The following is a 20,135-nucleotide window of genomic DNA, read 5'->3' on the forward strand; positions in this document are numbered from 1 at the left end:
TGATCCCGTTGAATTGGATTATGTTTAGAAAGCATATTAATCACCTCAAGCATTGTATTACTTCTATTTTAAATCAAAAAAGACTCCCGACAAGTACGATTTTCATCGAGTTTGTCGACAGTCTGAAGTCTCTAGTTTTCATGCTAGAGACTTTTGTGGTTAAGAATAAGAAATATGTGTCAGAGGCATGCAGGGCGCTCCCGCTTTTCGTAATAGGTGAATTCTCACGGTTAACATGGTAAAGTAAAGTGGAGAACATATGCATGAAACTGACTTCTACTGCTCCAAAAGTAAATAAATGAGCAAGAAAAAGGAGATAGGTATGGATAAAAAGATTCTGGTTGTAGACGATGAGAAACCAATTGCAGACATTCTGCAGTTCAATTTAAAAAAAGAAGGCTTTGATGTGGTGTGTGCCTATGACGGCAATGAAGCACTAGAAAAGGTGGAAGAAATCAAGCCGGATTTGATTTTGCTTGATATCATGCTTCCGCAGAGGGATGGGATTGAGGTTTGCCGCGAGGTGCGCAAGAAATACGATATGCCGATCATTATGCTGACGGCTAAGGATTCTGAAATTGATAAAGTTCTGGGTCTTGAGCTGGGTGCAGATGATTATGTAACAAAGCCGTTCAGCACGAGAGAACTGATTGCCCGTGTGAAGGCTAATATGAGGCGCCATCAGCAGGTTGCCAAGGCAGAGGAAGAAGATGAATCCAACGAAATCGAAGTGGGTTCACTGACAATCCATCCGGATGCCTACGTGGTTTCCAAACGCGGTGAGACGATTGAATTAACACACCGTGAGTTTGAGCTCCTTCACTATCTGGCCAAGCATATTGGACAAGTCATGACGAGGGAACATCTTCTTCAAACCGTATGGGGCTATGATTATTATGGTGATGTCCGCACAGTTGACGTAACCGTCAGGAGACTGCGGGAAAAAATCGAGGATAATCCAAGCCACCCGACATGGATCGTGACAAGAAGAGGAGTCGGTTATTACTTGCGGAATCCTGAACAGGAGTAACAGGGTACATGGAAAAGGTGGGTTTTTTTCGGTCCATTCATTTGAAGTTTGTGATCATTTACGTTCTTCTCATCCTGGTAGCGATGCAGATTATCGGAGTCTACTTTGTCAGGCAGCTGGAATCGACCTTACAGGAAAATTTCAAAGATGCCATTGAGGAGAGGGTTAATCTTCTCAGCTATTATGTGGAGGAACAGATGACCAAGGTAAGGCTTCCCGATGAGGAGGCCCCTTCTCTCGAGGAAGATATCAGAAGGCTGTTAAGTGATTACAATTCTGAGGATATATCCGAAGTCCGTGTCATTGAAGGAGAATCACTGAGGATCCTTGGCACCTCTGATCCTGATAATCAGGGAGTTGTCGGGGGAAGGTCCACTGATAATCTGATTAAGATGGCCATCGCCACTAAACAGCCGGTAAAAGAGGATTTTGTTGACCAGGGACAGCGGATATGGGTTCTCGTCACTCCTATTAAAAATAATAATGGGGAAGTCAATGGAGCCATCTATCTGGTTGCTAAAATAGAAAACATCTATGATCAGATGAGGCAGATAAATAATATTTTCACATCCGGCATAGCCATTGCGTTAGCTATCACAGCGATTCTGGGAATACTTCTTGCCCAGACGGTAACACGCCCAATTTCCGATATGCGGAAACAGGCGCTGGCCATGGCAAAAGGGAACTTCTCCCGCAAGGTTAAAGTGTATGGGTATGACGAAATTGGCCAGCTGGCCATTACCTTTAACAGCTTAACAAAGAAACTTCAGGAAGCTCATGCCACAACGGAAGGCGAACGGCGGAAATTATCCTCTGTTCTTTCCTATATGACCGATGGAGTTATCGCAACCGACCGCAAAGGACGTGTCATTCTCATTAATGAACCTGCAGCAAAAATGCTGAATGTTTCACGTGAAACGGTCCTTTCTTCACCAATTGTATCCCTCTTAGGCCTTGAAGAGGAATATACCTTTGAAGAGCTTTTAAATGAACGGGATTCAGTCATCTTGGACTACAGCAGCAAAACGAAAACGCTGATTCTCCGTGCAAATTTCTCGGTTATCCAAAAAGAAACCGGCTTTGTGAACGGTTTAATTACCGTTTTGCATGATATCACTGAGCAGGAGAAAATTGATATGGAACGCCGCGAATTTGTAGCGAATGTATCACATGAACTCAGAACGCCGCTCACGACGATGAGAAGCTATCTTGAAGCTCTGGCAGATGGTGCCTGGAAAGATGAGGAGATTGCCCCGAACTTTCTGGATGTTACCCAAAATGAAACAGAGCGGATGATCCGTCTGGTTAATGATCTGCTTCAACTTTCAAAAATGGACAGCAAGGATTACAGTTTAAGCAAGGACTGGATTGATTTCATTTTCTTTTATAATAGAATTATAGACCGTTTTGAAATGACGAAGCAGCAGAATGTTACGTTTGAAAGAAGGCTTCCGGACCATTCGGCTTTTGTGGAAATAGATAAGGACAAGCTCACCCAGGTACTGGACAACATCATATCCAATGCACTGAAATACTCTCCTGAAGGCGGAAAGGTGACGTTTGGCATTGAGGAAAAAGATGAATTCATTATCGTCAGCGTTTCGGACCAGGGTGTGGGGATACCAAAAGAAAATATCGAGCAGATTTTTGAGCGTTTTTACCGTGTGGATAAGGCCCGCACAAGAAAGCTTGGCGGAACAGGCCTTGGTTTAGCTATTGCGAAAGAAATGGTGGAGGCTCATGGCGGGAAAATTTGGGCAGCGAGTACAGAAGGGAAAGGGACAACGATTTCATTCAGCCTTCCATATGTTCGCTCGGAAGAGGATGATTGGGAATGAAATATGAAAATATAAAATCCATCATATTGACCATTCTAGTTGTGACAAGTGTCATCCTGACCTGGAATCTCTGGACCTACCAGCCCGCTTTTGAGCGAATTGAAAAAGAAGCAAACACCATTCAGGAAGTGACAATTGCTGAGAAAAAGGAAGTAAGTCAGATTGTAAGACCGGATACCCTCTTATTCCATCTCAATGAAAAACAAACCTTCGGCACGGCAAGTCCTAGTGAAATTGATAAGGTTATAAACGAAATCAGCGATTGGAACTTTACTGACTTTGAAAATATCAAAGAGGAAGCAGACAACCTTCCATCGTTTGTTCATGATGAAGGAAAAGCGGTTCTGGCATTTCCTGATTCTGTTCCCATTGACTTATATAAATCCGTCATTAAAATTGGCGATAAAAATCTCATTGACTTTCAATTTGATCATATTGTCATTGATACCAGGCAAACGGGTAAAAAGGAAGGGATTGTTGATTTTGTCTCATTGGATAACCGGCAGATTTATCGTAGCCATGTGCCTGTTTCCTTTATTCAGAATTTCAAAAGTCAATACTTCAACCTGTCGGAATATAACCCGGAATACAGAGCCTATCTTGCTTATAAGCCATCAGATAAAAGAACCATTTATTTGCCCGCACAGGATACCAAAATGCCAAGATATCAATATCTCGAGAAAAAATTAAACTCTGAACAATACAAAAATGCCTTGTTCAGCGATCCGGGTGTCGTGCAGAAAAGCTTTCAGCAATCAGAGCATGAATATAATGATACCTTAAGCCTGCTGAGGGTGAATTCTGATAAAAATACCCTTCATTATATTAAACCGGCAGCCGGGGATAATCCGGCATTTTCGTCAGGCGACCTCCTAAAAAGGAGCATTGATTACATTAACGGACATTCAGGATGGACAGATAATTACCAATTTGCCGAAATAGATGAAGTGAATCATCGGGTTGTATTCCGGATGTATGATTCATCGGGCTATCCTATTTTCAGCGATGACCCGAAACTGTCTGAAATCCGCCAGATTTGGGGTCAAAATGAAATTTATGAGTATGTTCGAAGCAACTTCCAGCTTGGCCTCAGTACGGAACCGCCAACTGTAGTCTCTCTTAGTTCCGGAGACCGAGTCATGGAGTACCTGTTAGCACTGGACGGATTTGATCCAGAATTGCTGGAGAATGTAAAATTGGGATATCAGATGATGCTGGTCAAGGAAGCGCAGACCACCTTCATCCGTTTGGAGCCTTCCTGGTTTTACCGTTATGAAGGAACGTGGAAAAGCATTTCGCTTGGTGAGACAGGGGGTATGAATAATGGATTGGAGTAAAATCAAAACAATCTTTATTTTAACCTTCCTGGTGCTGGATATTTACTTGATGTACGAGTTTTTCAAATTAAAGGAAGCCAGTGAATTTGAACCGGTCGCCCAGGCATCTCTGGAAAAACAGCTTAAGAGTGCAGAGATCACATTTGAGTCACCGCTTCCGAAAAGCAACCCGAAAGACCGTTACCTTAGGGCTAAGCCGATGGAATTTGATATTGAAGAGCTTGAGAACTTGAAAGAAACAAAGCTTGAAGGCCAGGAGATTACGATTTCAGAAGGAACCACCCTGAATTCAGTTCTGGATGAGCCGATCAAGATCAGTGACAAGTTCAGTCCATCCGAATTATCCGCTTTTATCAAAAACAGGGTGTTATTCGGAGATCAGTACCGATTTTGGGAAAAGCCTCGGGACAGCAATAAAATCACGTATTATCAGGAATTTGAAGACAAGATGTTTTATATGAATTTAAATGGCGAGCTCACATTCTATTTGAATGATGAAAATGAAATCGTCTCTTACAAGCAGACACTTCTGGAAAAGATTGAATCGAAGGAAGAGAGCGAAAAAGTTATTCAGCCGATTAAGGCTGTCGAGACCCTTTACAAGAATGGCTCGCTTCTGCCTAAATCAAAAATCACAAATGTAGAGTTGGGTTATTTTAACTTCGTGCATTTGAGCTCTTCACAATTATTGACGCCTGCCTGGCGTTTTGTCATTAATGGCGAGGAGAATTTATTCGTGGATGCTTTTGAGGGCAAAATTATTCAGCTTAGCAACGAAGAGAAAAAAATAATGGAGTGAGGAAAACATGTCTTTACAATTCAGCGTTCTTGCGAGCGGCAGTACGGGGAATGCGATCTTTGTCGAGACAGAGGGACATTCCTTTCTGGTTGATGCCGGTTTAAGCGGGAAGCAAATGGAAGGATTATTTCAGCATATTGGCAGGGATATCGGCAAGCTTTCAGGCATACTGGTGACCCATGAGCATAGTGACCATATCAAGGGGGTCGGGATTCTTGCCCGGAAGTATAAGCTGCCGATCTATGCCAATGAAAAAACGTGGCTGGCCATGGACGGATTGATTGGGCAAGTGCCGGTTGACCAGAAGTTTCATTTTGATATGGAAGCCGTGAAAACATTCGGATCCCTAGATATTCAATCCTTCGGTGTGTCCCATGATGCAGCCGACCCAATGTTTTATGTGTTCCATCATAACGGGAAAAAGCTTGTCCTGATTACCGATACAGGCTATGTCAGCGACCGTATGAAAGGCCTGATTTCCAATGCAGAGGCTTACGTCTTTGAAAGCAATCACGATGTTCAGATGCTTCGCATGGGCCGCTACCCGTGGAATATTAAAAGAAGGATTTTAAGCGATGTCGGCCATGTATCCAATGAGGATGCAGCGCTGGCGATGAGTGAAGTGGCCGGCGACCGGACGAAGAGCTTTTATCTGGCTCATTTAAGCCAGGATAACAATATTAAGGATCTGGCGAGAATGTCTGTCACCCAGACACTGGAAAGCCGCGGCATCATTGTCGGTGAACAATTTGACCTTTTGGATACCGATCCGAAGGTCCCGACCATTTTAACAGCTGTTTAAACATAAGAGGAATACACATAGAGACAGCTGTCTTTTGTGTATTCCTCTTTTTCTTTTTGAGGAAATTTTAATAAAATATGAACAAAGTCGTAAGATTGCGTCAGTGAGTGCGTTTTTGTTAGATTTCTAAAAACAGAAGAGTATAATATTGGATATAAAGGAAGACTAAGTTTTAGCATTCATATTAAAAAAACAGACGTTTTTTTGTAAAAGAAAGAAAGGATGGGTGCAGTTTGGGCTATTATGATCAAGATCATCAGAACCGTTATAAAGAGCAAAAGGGCAACAGGGGCGGATACTTTCTGGCCAGTCTTGTTGGCATCATATTAGGGGCCATCCTGGTCGTGGTTGCAATTCCAAAGCTTGCTGACTACGACGTGCTCCCTTATACGGTTAAACCAGATGAAAATCTGCAGGATGAGGCAGCCGGGGACAATAATGCCAGGACTCAGAGTGTCTCAGTCGATGTGACAACCGATGTAACAAAGGCGGTCGACAAAGCCGGGGGTGCAGTTGTAAGCATTACGAACATCCAGACAGCAGGCTTTTGGTCCAATGAACGAAATAACGGAGGCGGACAGCCGGCAGGCACCGGTTCAGGCGTTATTTATAAGAAGGAAGGAAATACAGCCTTCATCGTTACAAACCACCATGTGGTCGAAGGTGCTAAGGAATTGGAAGTAAGCCTCGAGGATGGCACCAAGCTGCCGGCAAGACTGGTAGGCAGCGATATTTGGACGGATCTTGCCGTGCTTGAAGTAGAAGCAAAGGAAATTAAAACGGTAGTCGAATTCGGCGATTCAGACAAACTGAAGCCGGGCGAGCCTGTCATTGCCATCGGGAACCCTCTCGGCCAGTTCTCCGGCTCAGTCACACAGGGAATTATCTCTGGACTGGAGCGTGCCATACCGGTTGATATTGACCAGAATGGAACAGTAGACTGGCAGGCAGAGGTTCTGCAGACAGATGCCGCAATCAACCCGGGTAACAGCGGCGGGGCACTGGTGAATATCAGCGGCCAGCTCATCGGCATCAACTCCATGAAAATTGCTGAAAGTGCGGTAGAGGGAATTGGATTAGCGATTCCGATTAACTACGCAAGACCGGTCATTGATGACCTCGAAAAGTTCGGAGAAGTAAAACGTCCGTATATGGGTGTGCAGCTGGCATCTGTTAACGAGATTCCTGGATACTACCAGCAGGAAGCATTGAAATTGCCGAAGGATGTAAAATCAGGCGTAGCCATCACATCTGTAGAACCGAACTCTCCAGCGGCACAGGCAGGACTGAAGGAAATGGATGTCATTGTTGAGATGGATGGAAAGGAAATCAAAGACATCATTGAACTGCGCCAGCATCTCTATACGAAGAAATCAGTTGGCGAACAGATGAAAATTAAGTTTTACCGTGATGGCAAAGTCAAAGAAGTAACGATGAAGCTGAGCGGCGAGACATTTTAATGAAATGGGAAAGCGATTATCGCTTTCCTGTTTTTTATTGTTTTGTTAGTATGAGATGTGGATAACTTATATACATAACCGAAAATAAAATTTATCCACAGATCGGATAAAAAAACAGGCTGCCGGCCTAAAAAGGAGAATGCTGAAAATGATTTACTGCTGTGACGAACATGTTGATCTGGCAATAGATATAGTGGTGGATGAGTACGAAACATTCCCGCAATTAACAAAACTTGAAGAGGATAAAAAGTTATCAACAACCTGTGAATATTGTCAAAATACCGCAATATATGTTGTAGCGAACGAATGATCTCATACAACATGTGGATTAAAAATGTGGACATGTGGATAACTTCTGTGGATATCTTGTTTGTAAAGTGAGGACATGCTGTGAATATCTCAATTATTACGGTCGGAAAACTAAAAGAAAAATACCTGAAGCAAGGAATTGACGAATACCTGAAAAGACTGTCGGCTTACGCCAAAATGGACATTATTGAAGTCCCCGACGAAAAGGCCCCCGAAGAACTAAGCGAAACAGAAATGATCCAGGTCAAGCAAAAAGAAGGCGAGAGGATCCTGGCGAAGATCCACCCGGATGCCCATGTCATAGCATTGGCGATTGAAGGAAAGATGAAATCGTCGGAAGAACTCGCAGATACTCTTGATAAACTGGCTACATACGGAAAGAGCAAGATTGCGTTTGTCATTGGCGGGTCTCTTGGGCTGAGCCAGGAGATTTTGCAGCGAGCGGATGAGAAGCTGTCTTTTTCGAAGATGACGTTTCCGCATCAATTGATGAAGCTGATCTTGCTGGAGCAGGTGTATCGGGCGTTTCGGATTAATCGGGGGGAACCGTATCATAAGTAAAAGAGGTTTATTTAAATACCATTAGAGTCTTTCTGCGAACTTGTCATTCTAATGAAACCAAATATCCCCCTCACCCTTTTAGAGTGAGGGGGATATTTGGTTTTTCTATAAAGTCTTTTATTTAATTGCTTTGCTCACCTTTAGCTTTTTTCCTTTGATAGTCGTATTCTCCATGGCTTGTAAAACAAGTGAGCCTTTTCCATTCAGAATATCAACATATGACATATGATCCTGGATGGTTATGATGCCGATATCATCTGCGGTGACTCCAGGGATTTTTGCGATTGTTCCAACAAAATCAATAGCACGTATTTTTTTCTTTTTACCACCGTTAAAATGGAGTTTCATAATATCTTGATTGATTCGGGCTGTTTTATTATTTCTTATTACTCGTCTGCTGCTAAGTTTTTCTTCGAAAGCAGCTTTTCCAGCAGCCACTTTCAGATGGCTAGGAGCTTCTATAGTAGGTATCTCAAAGCCGATGTATTTTTCAATTGCTTTAATGAATTTTCCTTCAAAAGGTGTCGAAAACGTAATGGCTTTTCCTTTATTTCCAGCCCGGCCGGTTCTTCCAGTTCTGTGCACATAGCTCTCTTTTTCCATAGGAACATCAAAGTTGATGACAAGATTTACATTATCAATATCAATACCTCTTGCAGCTACATCGGTGGCCACCAGATAACGGAAGTTCCCCGATTTGAAACCTTCCATAACAGCAAACCGGTCTTCTTGTTCTAGTCCTCCATGGAGCCTCTCACAGGAATATCCCGCTTTATCCAATTCACCATACACAGCATCTACATGTTCTTTGGTTCGGCAGAAAATTAGGCAGCTGTCCGGATTTTCTACAACCGTGATGTCTTTAAGAAGTGAAACCTTTTCTTCTTCACTCACTTCAATTAGAAAATGTTCAATGGTATCGGCGGTTACCCCAGTTGATTCAATCTCAACATGAATAGGATCTTTCATATATTTATGGCAAAGACTTTCAATATCTTTAGGCAAGGTAGCAGAAAAAACCATTGTTACTCGGGTTGAAGGAACCTCTTTAATGATCGTTTCCACTTCATCGATGAAACCTCTATTAAGCATCTCATCAGCTTCATCTATGATAAGATACTTTATTTGATCCAAAACAAGGGTCTCTCGTTCAATATGGTCCATGACCCGTCCAGGCGTACCAACGACTACATGAGTTTTTTGTTTCAATTCATCCTTTTGTTTCGTAAAAGGTTCCTTTCCATAGATGGCCACTGCTTTAATACGTTTAAACCTTCCGATATTTGTAATATCGTCTCGGACTTGAACCGCAAGCTCTCTAGTTGGGGTAAGAATTAAGACCTGTGGTTTTTTTTCCTCCCAGTCAATCATATCGGAAACAGGAATACCAAAGGACGCAGTCTTACCACTTCCTGTTTGAGCTTTTACGACAAGATCTTGATTTTCCATTACTAATGGAATGACTTTACTTTGAACTTCTGTTGGAGTTTCGTATTTTAACACAGCTAGTGCTCTTTTTATTTCGTCACTTACATGATAATCCGCAAAACTACTTTTACTCATTATTCAACCTCATTTTTGGTTTTTTATTCATATGTATAGAATCCTCTCCAGGATATATTATATGCATATCTGAATATGGTTCATTATACTTGAAAAATGCTGGACAAATCGGGTATTATTTTAAAAGGTTGTTTTCTTAAGATTGTAGTTTTGGGTAAAATCCCGAAAGATATGAAGCCTCATCTTGATATATCGCGGAGTGCCGCATCATAAGTAAATGAAAAGTGCCCACCCAATGTCATAAAGGGAAAAGGCACTATTATTTCTCTATCTAATAATCCCCCGGATTCTCAGCCACTCTCAACACTCTTCCAGGCGAAACATCATTATAAGTCCTTGCTCGCTGCAGCCGTTCTTCAAAGTAAGCATTCAGCTCAGGATCCGTACAAAATACAAAACAGCCTTTTTGACCTCTAGTCATAAGTGTCCGGTAAGTATTGCGTATAATTTGGTCAGCTACTGCTTGAGCCTTTTCAGGGTCTTTTTTGGCAAGGGTTTTGATGCCCTTTAAGGATTGGTCTGTCTTGGCGCGTTTTGTGTAATCAGTGATTACCTGGCTATTTTCATAACGCAAGTCGGGGCCGATGATGACTCCCGTATAATCGAATTCTAATCCTTGGGATGTGTGAATGCACCCTGCTTCATTGACTGAATTTGGATCAATTGCCCAAATGCTATCTGAAAGATTCCAGCTTATTTCAAATTTATGTTCCGGAATGCTGATATCTTTATGCTTCGTATCATAACGGCCGGCAGTTGGCCATTCCCAGCAGTATCCTGCCAGCAATCTGGACTTATTATTGATCTGATTAAGTCTCTCAATTTCTCTTAGCATTTCATGCGGGTCATTGTAGATTTGAAAGTCATAATCAACGCCATAATAATGAGAGTTTGCTGTTTCTTTAATTTGGAGAACATCATCCAGCCAGGATATATAGGCATCTGAACCGTCACAGCGGAATTGGGATGTCAGCTGGCCAGTGATTAATTCAGCATTAGCTTCCTCTGCAAATTTCTTGATTAAATCGATGCTCCCGATATCTTTCAATGTTACCCTCTGGTTCTCATCGATGAAAAATAAGGTGAATTTGGCAGCATTGATTAGCTCCTTAACCTGATTTTCTCCCTGATTTCCGTAAAACCCCGACTTTTGATTTAAACGGTGGGCTTCATCGACAATAATGACATCAAACTCATTTAAAGTGGATTCCGTAAAGCTGCCGGAGCCCTTAAATAAGTTATCAATCTCTGTTTTGCGGATTGTGCCTTTTAATTTAGAGGCATACACATCTCTCGGAGCAGAGTTTTTGGAAACATATAGTGTCATAAGCTCCTGGTTTATTAAGTTGACCAGCAGGTTGATCGCCATGACCGATTTACCGGTGCCAGGGCCACCTTCAATGACCATCACTTGCTTATCGCCATTTTTGACACATTCGAGGGCGAGATGAAGTGCTTCTTCATAAAATACCTTTTGCTCATCGATCATCACAAACTCTTCATTGCCTTTTAACATACTTGTCAGGGAATCCTGCAAAGATTTAGAGGGGCGAATCCGGCCATGCTCAATCTGGTATATGAGCTGATGATGGTCGCCTTTTTTTACATATTTCTTTATGAAGTCCCTTAGATTTTGGATTTCACCTTTAGTGAATACCGGTGCTTTTTTGAGATGCTCCTCGTAATGAGCATCGATTAGAGGATCACTCTCCATTTTCCTATAATTATGCAAATAAGCGCACGGTTCCAGCTGTATTTGCTTTGCTTGGACATTTTCGTTGAAATCTTTAATGAGAGCTGCGTAGGACCAGGCTTGATAGGACGGATGAGGCAGAGTATTCATCCTTCCGCCAACGAATGTCTTCACGACGCCATCCTGTGAGGTTATTTTTTCAACCTCCGACCATTGTTTAAGCTCTACAATGACTACATGGTCCTGCGCCCCATTACTGCCGGCTACAATGAAGTCTACTCTCTTTGATGTATTAGGAATCTTAAACTCAATGACCACACTGGCATCATGAGGAATCTCCTTGTCCTGCATTACATTGCACATTCTCTGCAGGGAATTTTCCCATGAGACAATTTCCTGCTTTGATGTACGTCCCACTTTTTCCTGATAGGATTGATAAAGGCGTTCAACCAGCAGTTCATTAATTACATCGGATATGAATTCTGTTTTGGTAGTTTCATATATGATCATAGCCGGCTCCTTATATTCATTTATTGATTGGGTACTTTATTGCGTTTTTCTCCATCTTTTTAAAAACTTCCTCTTCTAAGTCTATATCCATTTTATCGGCCAACTGCAGCAGATAGATAAGGACATCTGCCATCTCTTCCTTAATGTTTTCAGCTGATGATTCCAAGGCCTCTTCACTGCCTTTCCATTGAAAGTTTTCAAGCAGTTCATTGGCCTCAAGAGAAATGGAAATAGCCAAATCCTTCTCATTATGATAAGGCTGCCAGCCTCTCTCATCCCGAAACTGTGTGATTTTCTCTATCATTTTTTTCATAAAAGAACCTCCGGACAGCATATTATTACAATTACTAGTTTATCATTATGGCTTTGATAAGCGGTATAGCAACCTTTTTCAAAGGCACTTTTTACACTATTTATGCCGAAATTCCTATTCAACTACATCCCAGAGTCTATTAAGATGGAAATAGAAGAAAATGGAATTCATAATGCAGAGCTGATTTTGTTGAAGGTTTTAGAAGCAGATTCATTGTTGGCAGGAATCGACGAGACGAGCAATAAATTTGACCTATGAGCTGGGCCGAACCATCATGGGCCCATTTAGTCCGCTGTATTTAGGAAGTGAATTGCTGTTTAACCGTAACCAGCTGCTCGAAAACCAAAGGAAGCACCAGGAATTTTATTTGGATATTATAAATGACCCTATAGGAAAAGTGCGAAAGGCTCTGGATATGCTAGCATTGGCTGGTAGTGGACTTACCGGGGGACCTTGTGCCTTATAATGTAATTAATGATCCGTTGACGAAGATTAAGACGGTGACTGATGATGTGTTTGGGGTTAAGGGTAACTTTGCTAATAAGAATTTTGCTTCTAGAGATTTACTAGGGTCTCATTACGAAAAGCATGCCGTTAAAAACAATGAATTCCATGGTGCTTATAGTAATGCAGATGAATATATGCAAGGTGCAAGGGATGTTATGAGCAGTGGCACAAAGGTAGAGTATCAATATAAAGGTGAAACTCGAACAGGCACGTGAAGTTTATGGGTAACTCTCGTAAGGGAGAAGCAAAATTTGAGTTTGTAAGAACCAATGCCAATGGTGATGTTACCACATACCATGTCAAACGTGGTGAGGACTTATGGAAATTGCTAAATAACAATAAACGCGATAAAACAATTAATCCTATGGAATAAGGAGAGTTCTTTTCATGCAATATACTGCAGAATTAATAGAAATAAGTCCTTTAATTGAAGAAGAAGCTGTACTTGAAATTAATGGACAAAGAATAGTTGCTTTTATCAATAACTGTCCTTTTGAGATAATTCAAGGAGGACATTACTCAGTAGAAATGGAATTGGCTATACTTGATGACTTCGTAATTTCTAAGATTGATTCAGGTGAAAAAGGTATTGAACAGATAGGAGATAGTTTTTCGCATTTTATAAGAGGTACCTTGAATATTGATACTGGCAATATAGACGCAGGCATAATATTCGAGGTAGATAGAGAATTTCTTTTCGACTATGGATATCTTCATAATCAAAACGTGCAAATTCGGGTAGATAGATTAAGCGTTGATTTTATTGGGTGATATTGTGAACGAACCTTGATTGGCTAAATGCCTTTCAAGGTTTTTTCTTGAACCTGAAACAGTGCCTGATAGGGGCCAGACCACTTTTTATTAATTAGCTAAGCTTACCTTACCTAAATAAACCTCTAATCTTCTAAGAGATGCCAAGCTAATAACAACCCAAATCCAGCTATAAAAAATAGAAAATAAGAATATCAAAACTACCGTTTGAAAATGAAATGTTTGAGAAATACCAGGCCCTAATACAGGAAAATGTATTCCGTATAATAAGATTAAAATCCCCATCGATAAGAAAAAAGCTCCACATACAATTATGTTTATTCTTCTCTCAATAAAGTGCAAGGCTAGCCCAATTCCCAATCCTAACAAGCCGGTAGTGAATGGGAAAATAATAAGCTCACTTGGCATAAGTATAAATAAGGATATAATCGTCACCGTATAAGCAGCAAGTCCGAGAGACTTTGAAAAGATAGTACAAAAAATAATAGGAGCAGTTGCCAATGGGCTCAAAAAATAGCCAATAATCGGAACAGCACCCCCTGCTATGTGAAAGATTGTTGCTAAACTGCTAAGAATGGAGCCGAAGACTATTTGTTTTATTTTAGGCATGTCTTTGAAAGTACGATGAAGAGATTTGACGTCTATGGAAACAGACATGGGCTTCACCTCTTTTATCCTTTAATACTTGGCAAAGGGACACCCTAGGCACTCTTTGCAGATATTCGAACGCCCTTTCCAACCAGGATTAAAGGGTTATTTTACTATGTAATGGGAAAAATAAGTAAAATTCTGTTCTGGAAAAGAGGAGTTGTATGAAAGCAACAGATTTACTTGTTCAATGTTTAGAGAATGAGGGAGTCGAATACATTTTTGGAATGGTGGGGAAGGAAACTCTGGACCTGGTTCATTCATTGTCAAAGTCAAAAATTAAGTTTGTAAATGTTCGTCATGAACAGGGTGCCGCTTTTATGGCTGATATCTATGCCCGATTATCGAAAAAGACTGGTGTCTGCACAGCAACATTAGGGCCCGGTGCTGCTAACCTGCTGACAGGCATTTCAAGCGCTCAATTGGACCATTCTCCAGTTGTAGCCATTACAGGGCAAGCGGGCTTTGAAAAGCAGCATCAGGAATCCCATCAATATATTGATATCGTTAAAGTATTTGAGCCTGTAACAAAGTGGAGTGTACAAATAAAAGATGCTCAAACGATCCCAAAGATCATTAGAAGGGCATTTAGACTGGCACAAATGGAGAAAAAAGGAGCTGTTTTGATTGAGTTACCAGAGAATTTAGCTGCACAGATGGTACCTAATCGCCCACTTCCTGTTACCCCTATTCCAACAAGTACCCCTGATTCACAAGCTCTGGACAGTGTTTGCTCTTTATTAGGGCAATATCAAAAACCGCTGATCATCGCAGGCAATGGGGTGATCAGGCAGGGAGCGGTAAAGGAATTCGCAGCATTTGCGGAAAAGCTGAGATCTCCTGTTATCCATAGTTTTATGGCAAAAGGGGTGTTACCTAAAGATCATCCGCAAAACTTTTTTACTTTTGGATTCAGTGAACAGGATGAAGTTTTACCAATTATAGAGGAAGCGGATCTGTTAATTGTCATAGGGTATGACTTTGTTGAAAAACCTCCAAAGGATTGGAATAAAAAGCAGCGTCCCGTTTTACATATCGATTCACTTCCTGCCGAAATGGATGAATACTATCCTTTAAAAGGAGAATTGGCTGGTGATTTGTATCAGACTTTACAGGAACTCAATAAACTGGATATTCCGTCAAAGCCATGGGTTCCGGCCGGGAATGTAAAAGAACAGATTAAATCTGCTTACCAAATTGATACAGATTTCCAAAAAAATCAATTTTTAACGATAAGTAATGTCTTAAAGGTTATTGAAACAATCTCAACAGAACAAACCATAATCCTTTCTGATGTAGGTGCCCACAAGATATCTATTGCCCGCACTTTCCAGCCTAAACAAGCAGGCCGGCTGATTATATCCAATGGATTAGCCTCAATGGGAGTTGCCATTCCAGGTGCCATTGGTGCCAAATTAGCTTGCCCGGATGCACCGGTGATTTGTATCACTGGAGATGGAGGGGCCCTGATGAATATAACCGAATTGGAAACCGCTAAACGATTAGGCCTATCGTTTGTCATCATTGTGTTAAATAACGGTGAATTACAATTAGAAAAACAAATGATGCAGGCAAAATTCAATAGCAGCTTTGGAACTGCTTTTGGCAACCCTGATTTTGCGCAATTGGCCAGCAGTTTTGGCGTGAAGGGCATACGGCCAAAGCAATTGAATGAATTACAACACGGATTAGAGGAAGCTATAAAGCAGACAAGTGACATAACCTTGATTGATGTTCAACTGGATGGATAAGAAGGGGACGATTAGCTCCGCTTTTTTTCAGGCCTATGGAACAATTTCAAAAACAGTCCCTTGGTTAAAGTCAGTCACTCTCATAGAACCATTTACCCCTAAAAATAATCTGGTTTGATCCTGGTTAGATCCCAGACTGACATAAAAAGCAGGCTGGGAGCCAAATGGATCATCGATATCAATCATACTGTAATCATTCAGTACGCCATCTGTTCTTACTCTGGTATAAGCTAAAACTCCTCTAGCAGGAGGCTGAGCTCCTTTCCGAACAAGGTCGGTAAACAAAACAGCTCCCGTTAAATCGGGGATTTCATACCCCATATAAGGCACGACTCCTGTAAGGGCAGTTCCTTCAAACTTATCGGGTCTGGGATCCTGGTGATAATAACAGGTTAATGGCGGAAGACGAATCACTGAAGTTTTGATGGCTTCATTGTAAAAAGCCAGTGTTTTCTCATCCAGACTTGAATCATTCGCGCAGCCCTTTATAAACGATGTGGGAAGTGCACCTTCCCATCCCCGCCAGCCAAAGTTAATCAATCCCCTTTGGTTAGGTTCAGTGTTCCGTAAAGAAGCTTGAGTGAGCTGGGTAACAGGTATGGGTTTATAATGAATAAATGAAAAAATGGATTCTACTAAATCCTGTCCGACATTTCCTGCGTATTTTATATATTGATAGTTAAATCTTTGAAATGAAATGCCAGGAATATTGCGAACCCCTTTGGCCATTACCGAAAGGGACTCCTGAATAAGAACAGGCAGCTCATCAAAACGTGTGACAGCGGGTGGGTTAGCGATAAAAATATTCTGAGATACGTCAATTTCAATGATTTTACCTGCAATCTCCATAAGATCCTGACTTAAATTAAAAGGATCATAGCCTGATCCGCCATCACCGGTTGTTAAAACAAGTTTTCCCGATTCAGGTGAAAAGTTTAAGCTATTGACCCCATTATGATTGGCAAAAGGTCTTCTTAAGTTAAGCAAGGTCCGCCGTTTTTGGGGACCGTTTGATTGTAAAATCCATTCTTCAACTGTATCAATATGATCAAATTGAGTATTTCTATTTTCCCACCTCAGGTTTAACGTTTTAGGATCACACGGGTCAGGTTTAAAAGAATCCTGCAATGCACCAGGTCCTTGTGTCCCATTTACGGAATAATGAAGATAAAACAGCCCGTTATAATAAAAATTCGGGTGAAATGCCAGCCCCAGCAATCCCCGCTCATCATACCCGCCACCAGAAGCTCCCAGTTCGATTACGTTCGGCCGAATATCTAAAAAGGTTCGAATATCTCCTCTTACTATGTAAAAGATCTCCCCCACCTGGGTTGCAATAAACAATCTTTCAACAGAGTCACCCGGAAGTTTAGCTGTTCTTAAAACGGTAGGCAAATTAATCCTGCTGACAATGGGCCGTAAACGAACCCTTACTTTTTTCAACAGCTTCACGCTCCTTGTATTTACCTTCTTATAAAAATAATATGAATCGACGTGATCTGTTATTACCGGCCTATTCCGAGGTGAAGGGGAAAGGGCATTGCTCCGTTTCTTGGTGGAAAGAGTGAAGTCCGCATTTTTTTGTTAATTGACGGAGCTTTCACACTACTAGTTCGTGGATCTTACTCCGCATATGTTGAGTATATAAACCATAGCCAGAGGAATAACACTCAGGTTTTTTAGAAAGTATACACAGGCATTATAGGCGGCATTAGGATCCTGCGGGCTTATGCCCATCCATGTGATGAAGGGTAGAAAAAGTGCGCTGATTATGATGATTATTCCATTTCCTAATCCATATAACAGAACGATGAAGGCTGTAATTTGAGCAATAAAACCATATGGCCAGTTTTTATTAAAAGTATGGGAACACGAATTGGCGAGCTTTTCCCAAAAACTTTTTTGCTGGAGTTCTCTTATACTAGCGCCTGACAGGATGCTGATAATCAGCAGGAAGAGAAAGGCCCTCGTAATTCCAACAATCCCTTCTAACCAAAGTGGTGTATCTGAATTCCACATTTGATATGCGCGGATGATAGAAGGAATAAGCGAAACTATCACTAAAGCTAAATGGCTGTAGAAAAAGAGAATAGAGGATAGGAAAGTTTTTATCCCTATTTTTCCAAAGTGCTCAAATCCTAAAGTTTTAATAATATCAGGTCCCTTCTTTAAGGTAATTAGATAATTTTAATAATGGTTAATAGATAAATGACTCCAACAGGGATCAGGAATAAATTCTTAAAGCTTAATATCAGTGCGGAGTGAATAGTCTCCCTATGGGTATGATGAGGAAATGCTTTTTTTGTCCTTTTTTTCGATATAACTATAAGCAATAGAATGTTATACATTCCAAAGATGATGGCATATCCAATAAGATCCCAGATTAATTGATCGAAATCAATAAAATGGAAGCCCTGAATGATGTTACTCCACTCATGTTTAGAAAATATATTCTCCATAGATCTGTCATTGCCAATAAACACGATTAATGAATATTGCAGCAGTCTACATAACCACACTCCTATTTCGATAAGCCCATAATATTTGATGCTTCGTTTATTTATTACCTGGTAGAATCGGGTAATTGAAATGGGTATTGAAAGAAGTAAAAGCAAATGGTGGGTAAAATAAAATTTATTGGACCAAACAAATACTTGAAATCCTTCCTTTATAGGCAGCAGAATGCTATAGGAAAAGATATTTATATAATCGTCTGGCATTATTGTCACCTCCTCATTATTTTCTTATAATTTATTTATGCTTAAAAATAAAGTATCTCCAAAATAAAGTATCTCTAATTTAGAGTTAATTTTATATTAGAAGGGTCTGATGAAATTGTCAACTGCAAATCATGATTCGCGAGAACAAGAACCAACTAATTTGGGACAAGAGTTCAGCTTGGCCATAATCATGTTTCACCAAATGATCGCAGAAAAAGCAGGCTTAAATTTAACCGATTATAAAGTCTTGGGGATCATTCCATTCGAAGGACTCACTGCTGGACAGATAGCATCTATTTCAGGGTTGTCAACAGGAATGGTGACTACGGTTGTCGACCGGCTTGAAAAAAAAGACTTTGTTTATAGGGAAAGAGATAGTAATGATAGGAGAAAGGTAAACATTAAAGCAAATTTTGAAAAGGTTGCCTCTGAAATAGGTCCTTATTTTCACTCGTTTGGGCAGGAAATGGGGAAAGTCACCTCAAATTATACTCCTGAAGAGTTTAAAATCATCAATGATTATATGAGCAAAAGCATAGAAGTATTTAAACGGGAAATGGAAAAAATAAAAGAGAAATAACAGGGGAATTTATCCATAGGTAAAAATAGATTAGTAATAGGATGGCGGACAACTTGAAATCAAAACCTAAGGCTGTTTTCGCAAAGTTTGTTGCTATTTATATTATATTTACTGAGTTGATTGTAGTGGTTCGCTGAGCATCCTCTCACTGCAATCAACGGACAACATTGATAAGCGAAAAACAACCATTTATACGAAAAGAGCCAAACCTAAATATCAAACGTGGATTAAATTGAATAAAATGGGAAATGTAATGATGATGAGCGGCAGAAAATAGTTTGTCTGCATAATACGCAAAAGAATAAGAGCCAAAAATAGCAAGTAATACATTGCTTATTTTTGGCTCTTTTTTAGGAGCAGATCTAATCGGATTCTTTTCAAAAGGGCCATGGTCACTACACCAGATAGAGCCCAGTAGATAATGCCTGCTATATATTTAGCGCACAAGTCAACGAATGAAAGGCTCCTAATACAGGTCCTTATTTAATGGCCTCTAAAGTCGAAGCCACTTCAGAAATAATGATTTCACTTCCAAGAAGAGGTGAATCCTGACCTCCGTTACCTGGGCCTGAATGGGCTTCTTTGAAAGCATCGCTGTTTTTCCATTGAGTAAAGTCTTCCATTGTATCCCAATACATATTTACATTAAGTTCGTCATATTCAGGAAGGTCTTTAGTCACTAATACTTCGACTTTTACAAAGCCATTCATTTTCTGCAGGGCACCTGGTCTTGTGAACATGGGCGCCATTTTTTCTGCGAATCCTGACTTTAGCTTAATGCGGTTTGTTACGATAATCATTTCATATTCCCCCTGCTAAAGATTTTTTTAATGAGAACTGCTAAAGAAGAAAAGTACAAACTCTTCTTTGTTCCACGGAAAGAGAAAATCACTGTTTAAAGCCTTATACACTGAGATAGTTTAGCTTTTCTTGATTAGTCATG

21 protein-coding genes are annotated in these 20,135 nt (G+C 40.7%); 14 read left to right on the top strand and 7 right to left on the bottom strand.

Annotated elements, in window-relative coordinates; translation table 11 throughout:
- The 9 genes from M3205_RS09465 to rlmH form a co-directional block, all read left to right on the top strand.
- The coding region (locus M3205_RS09465) for a hypothetical protein (protein ID WP_251169671.1) at positions 1 to 242 on the top strand (242 nt) is incomplete at its 5' end.
- An 80-nt stretch (positions 243 to 322) separates the two neighbouring features.
- Complete coding sequence (gene yycF / locus M3205_RS09470; protein ID WP_251169672.1) at positions 323 to 1,030, top strand: response regulator YycF; 708 nt, start codon at positions 323 to 325, stop codon at positions 1,028 to 1,030.
- Positions 1,031 to 1,038: 8 nt separating this feature from the next.
- Positions 1,039 to 2,868, top strand: coding sequence for a cell wall metabolism sensor histidine kinase WalK (gene walK / locus M3205_RS09475; protein WP_251169673.1), 1,830 nt, complete (start codon positions 1,039 to 1,041; stop codon positions 2,866 to 2,868).
- Positions 2,865 to 4,205 carry a YycH family regulatory protein gene (locus M3205_RS09480; RefSeq protein ID WP_251169674.1) on the top strand — a complete coding sequence of 447 codons (1,341 nt, stop codon included), beginning with the start codon at positions 2,865 to 2,867 and terminating at the stop codon, positions 4,203 to 4,205. Before walK ends, M3205_RS09480 begins: the two co-directional genes overlap by 4 nt.
- The gene (locus tag M3205_RS09485) at positions 4,192 to 5,004 is read left to right on the top strand and encodes a two-component system regulatory protein YycI (protein WP_251169675.1); all 813 of its coding nucleotides are present in this window, start codon (positions 4,192 to 4,194) and stop codon (positions 5,002 to 5,004) included. The genes M3205_RS09480 and M3205_RS09485 overlap by 14 nt, the downstream gene beginning before the upstream one ends.
- A gap of 7 nt (positions 5,005 to 5,011) precedes the next feature.
- The gene (locus tag M3205_RS09490) at positions 5,012 to 5,806 is read left to right on the top strand and encodes an MBL fold metallo-hydrolase (protein ID WP_251169676.1); all 795 of its coding nucleotides are present in this window, start codon (positions 5,012 to 5,014) and stop codon (positions 5,804 to 5,806) included.
- Positions 5,807 to 6,039: 233 nt separating this feature from the next.
- The gene (locus M3205_RS09495; protein ID WP_251169677.1) at positions 6,040 to 7,266 is read left to right on the top strand and encodes a S1C family serine protease; all 1,227 of its coding nucleotides are present in this window, start codon (positions 6,040 to 6,042) and stop codon (positions 7,264 to 7,266) included.
- A 148-nt stretch (positions 7,267 to 7,414) separates the two neighbouring features.
- Positions 7,415 to 7,576, top strand: coding sequence for a CxxH/CxxC protein (locus M3205_RS09500; RefSeq protein ID WP_082804532.1), 162 nt, complete (start codon positions 7,415 to 7,417; stop codon positions 7,574 to 7,576).
- 80 nt (positions 7,577 to 7,656) lie between these two features.
- The gene (rlmH, locus tag M3205_RS09505; RefSeq protein WP_251169678.1) at positions 7,657 to 8,136 is read left to right on the top strand and encodes a 23S rRNA (pseudouridine(1915)-N(3))-methyltransferase RlmH; all 480 of its coding nucleotides are present in this window, start codon (positions 7,657 to 7,659) and stop codon (positions 8,134 to 8,136) included.
- 117 nt (positions 8,137 to 8,253) lie between these two features.
- Here the strand turns inward: rlmH and M3205_RS09510 are convergent, their stop codons facing one another.
- From M3205_RS09510 to M3205_RS09520, 3 genes are all read right to left on the bottom strand, one after another.
- The gene (locus M3205_RS09510) at positions 8,254 to 9,699 is read right to left on the bottom strand and encodes a DEAD/DEAH box helicase (protein WP_251169679.1); all 1,446 of its coding nucleotides are present in this window, start codon (positions 9,697 to 9,699) and stop codon (positions 8,254 to 8,256) included.
- Positions 9,700 to 9,970: 271 nt separating this feature from the next.
- Positions 9,971 to 11,902, bottom strand: a complete 1,932-nt coding sequence (locus M3205_RS09515; protein ID WP_251169680.1) for a DUF2075 domain-containing protein — start codon at positions 11,900 to 11,902, stop codon at positions 9,971 to 9,973.
- A 16-nt stretch (positions 11,903 to 11,918) separates the two neighbouring features.
- Positions 11,919 to 12,215, bottom strand: a complete 297-nt coding sequence (locus M3205_RS09520; protein WP_251169681.1) for a nucleotide pyrophosphohydrolase — start codon at positions 12,213 to 12,215, stop codon at positions 11,919 to 11,921.
- Positions 12,216 to 12,317: 102 nt separating this feature from the next.
- Here M3205_RS09520 and M3205_RS09525 point away from each other — a divergent pair, with 102 nt between their 5' ends.
- From M3205_RS09525 to M3205_RS09535, 3 genes are all read left to right on the top strand, one after another.
- Positions 12,318 to 12,473 carry a hypothetical protein gene (locus tag M3205_RS09525; RefSeq protein ID WP_251169682.1) on the top strand — a complete coding sequence of 52 codons (156 nt, stop codon included), beginning with the start codon at positions 12,318 to 12,320 and terminating at the stop codon, positions 12,471 to 12,473.
- A gap of 176 nt (positions 12,474 to 12,649) precedes the next feature.
- Positions 12,650 to 12,937 carry a hypothetical protein gene (locus M3205_RS09530; protein WP_251169683.1) on the top strand — a complete coding sequence of 96 codons (288 nt, stop codon included), beginning with the start codon at positions 12,650 to 12,652 and terminating at the stop codon, positions 12,935 to 12,937.
- 172 nt (positions 12,938 to 13,109) lie between these two features.
- On the top strand, positions 13,110 to 13,493 hold the full coding sequence (locus M3205_RS09535) for a hypothetical protein (protein ID WP_251169684.1): 384 nt from the start codon (positions 13,110 to 13,112) through the stop codon (positions 13,491 to 13,493).
- 90 nt (positions 13,494 to 13,583) lie between these two features.
- On the opposite strand, the gene M3205_RS09540 is transcribed toward M3205_RS09535, so the two are convergent.
- A complete protein-coding gene (locus tag M3205_RS09540) occupies positions 13,584 to 14,150 on the bottom strand; it encodes a hypothetical protein (protein WP_251169685.1) in 567 nt (188 codons plus the stop codon).
- Between the two features lie 155 nt (positions 14,151 to 14,305).
- Between M3205_RS09540 and M3205_RS09545 the strand changes: the two genes are divergently transcribed.
- Positions 14,306 to 15,892, top strand: coding sequence for an acetolactate synthase large subunit (locus M3205_RS09545; RefSeq protein ID WP_251169686.1), 1,587 nt, complete (start codon positions 14,306 to 14,308; stop codon positions 15,890 to 15,892).
- 33 nt (positions 15,893 to 15,925) lie between these two features.
- Here M3205_RS09545 and M3205_RS09550 read toward each other — a convergent pair whose 3' ends face one another.
- Together M3205_RS09550 and M3205_RS09555 are read right to left on the bottom strand one after the other, a co-directional pair.
- A complete protein-coding gene (locus M3205_RS09550; protein WP_251169687.1) occupies positions 15,926 to 17,335 on the bottom strand; it encodes a PQQ-dependent sugar dehydrogenase in 1,410 nt (469 codons plus the stop codon).
- A 734-nt stretch (positions 17,336 to 18,069) separates the two neighbouring features.
- Positions 18,070 to 18,612: a hypothetical protein gene (locus M3205_RS09555; RefSeq protein WP_251169688.1), complete on the bottom strand. Its 543-nt coding sequence runs from the start codon at positions 18,610 to 18,612 to the stop codon at positions 18,070 to 18,072.
- Between the two features lie 109 nt (positions 18,613 to 18,721).
- On the opposite strand from M3205_RS09555, the gene M3205_RS09560 reads away from it, so the two are divergent.
- The gene (locus tag M3205_RS09560) at positions 18,722 to 19,192 is read left to right on the top strand and encodes a MarR family winged helix-turn-helix transcriptional regulator (protein WP_251169689.1); all 471 of its coding nucleotides are present in this window, start codon (positions 18,722 to 18,724) and stop codon (positions 19,190 to 19,192) included.
- A 479-nt stretch (positions 19,193 to 19,671) separates the two neighbouring features.
- Here the strand turns inward: M3205_RS09560 and M3205_RS09565 are convergent, their stop codons facing one another.
- Positions 19,672 to 19,992, bottom strand: coding sequence for a heme oxygenase (locus tag M3205_RS09565; RefSeq protein ID WP_251169690.1), 321 nt, complete (start codon positions 19,990 to 19,992; stop codon positions 19,672 to 19,674).
- Positions 19,993 to 20,135: the final 143 nt, after the last annotated feature.

The sequence above is a fragment of the Cytobacillus firmus genome (assembly GCF_023715565.1).
GTDB classification, from domain to species: Bacteria; Bacillota; Bacilli; order Bacillales; family Cytobacillaceae; genus Cytobacillus; species Cytobacillus firmus_C.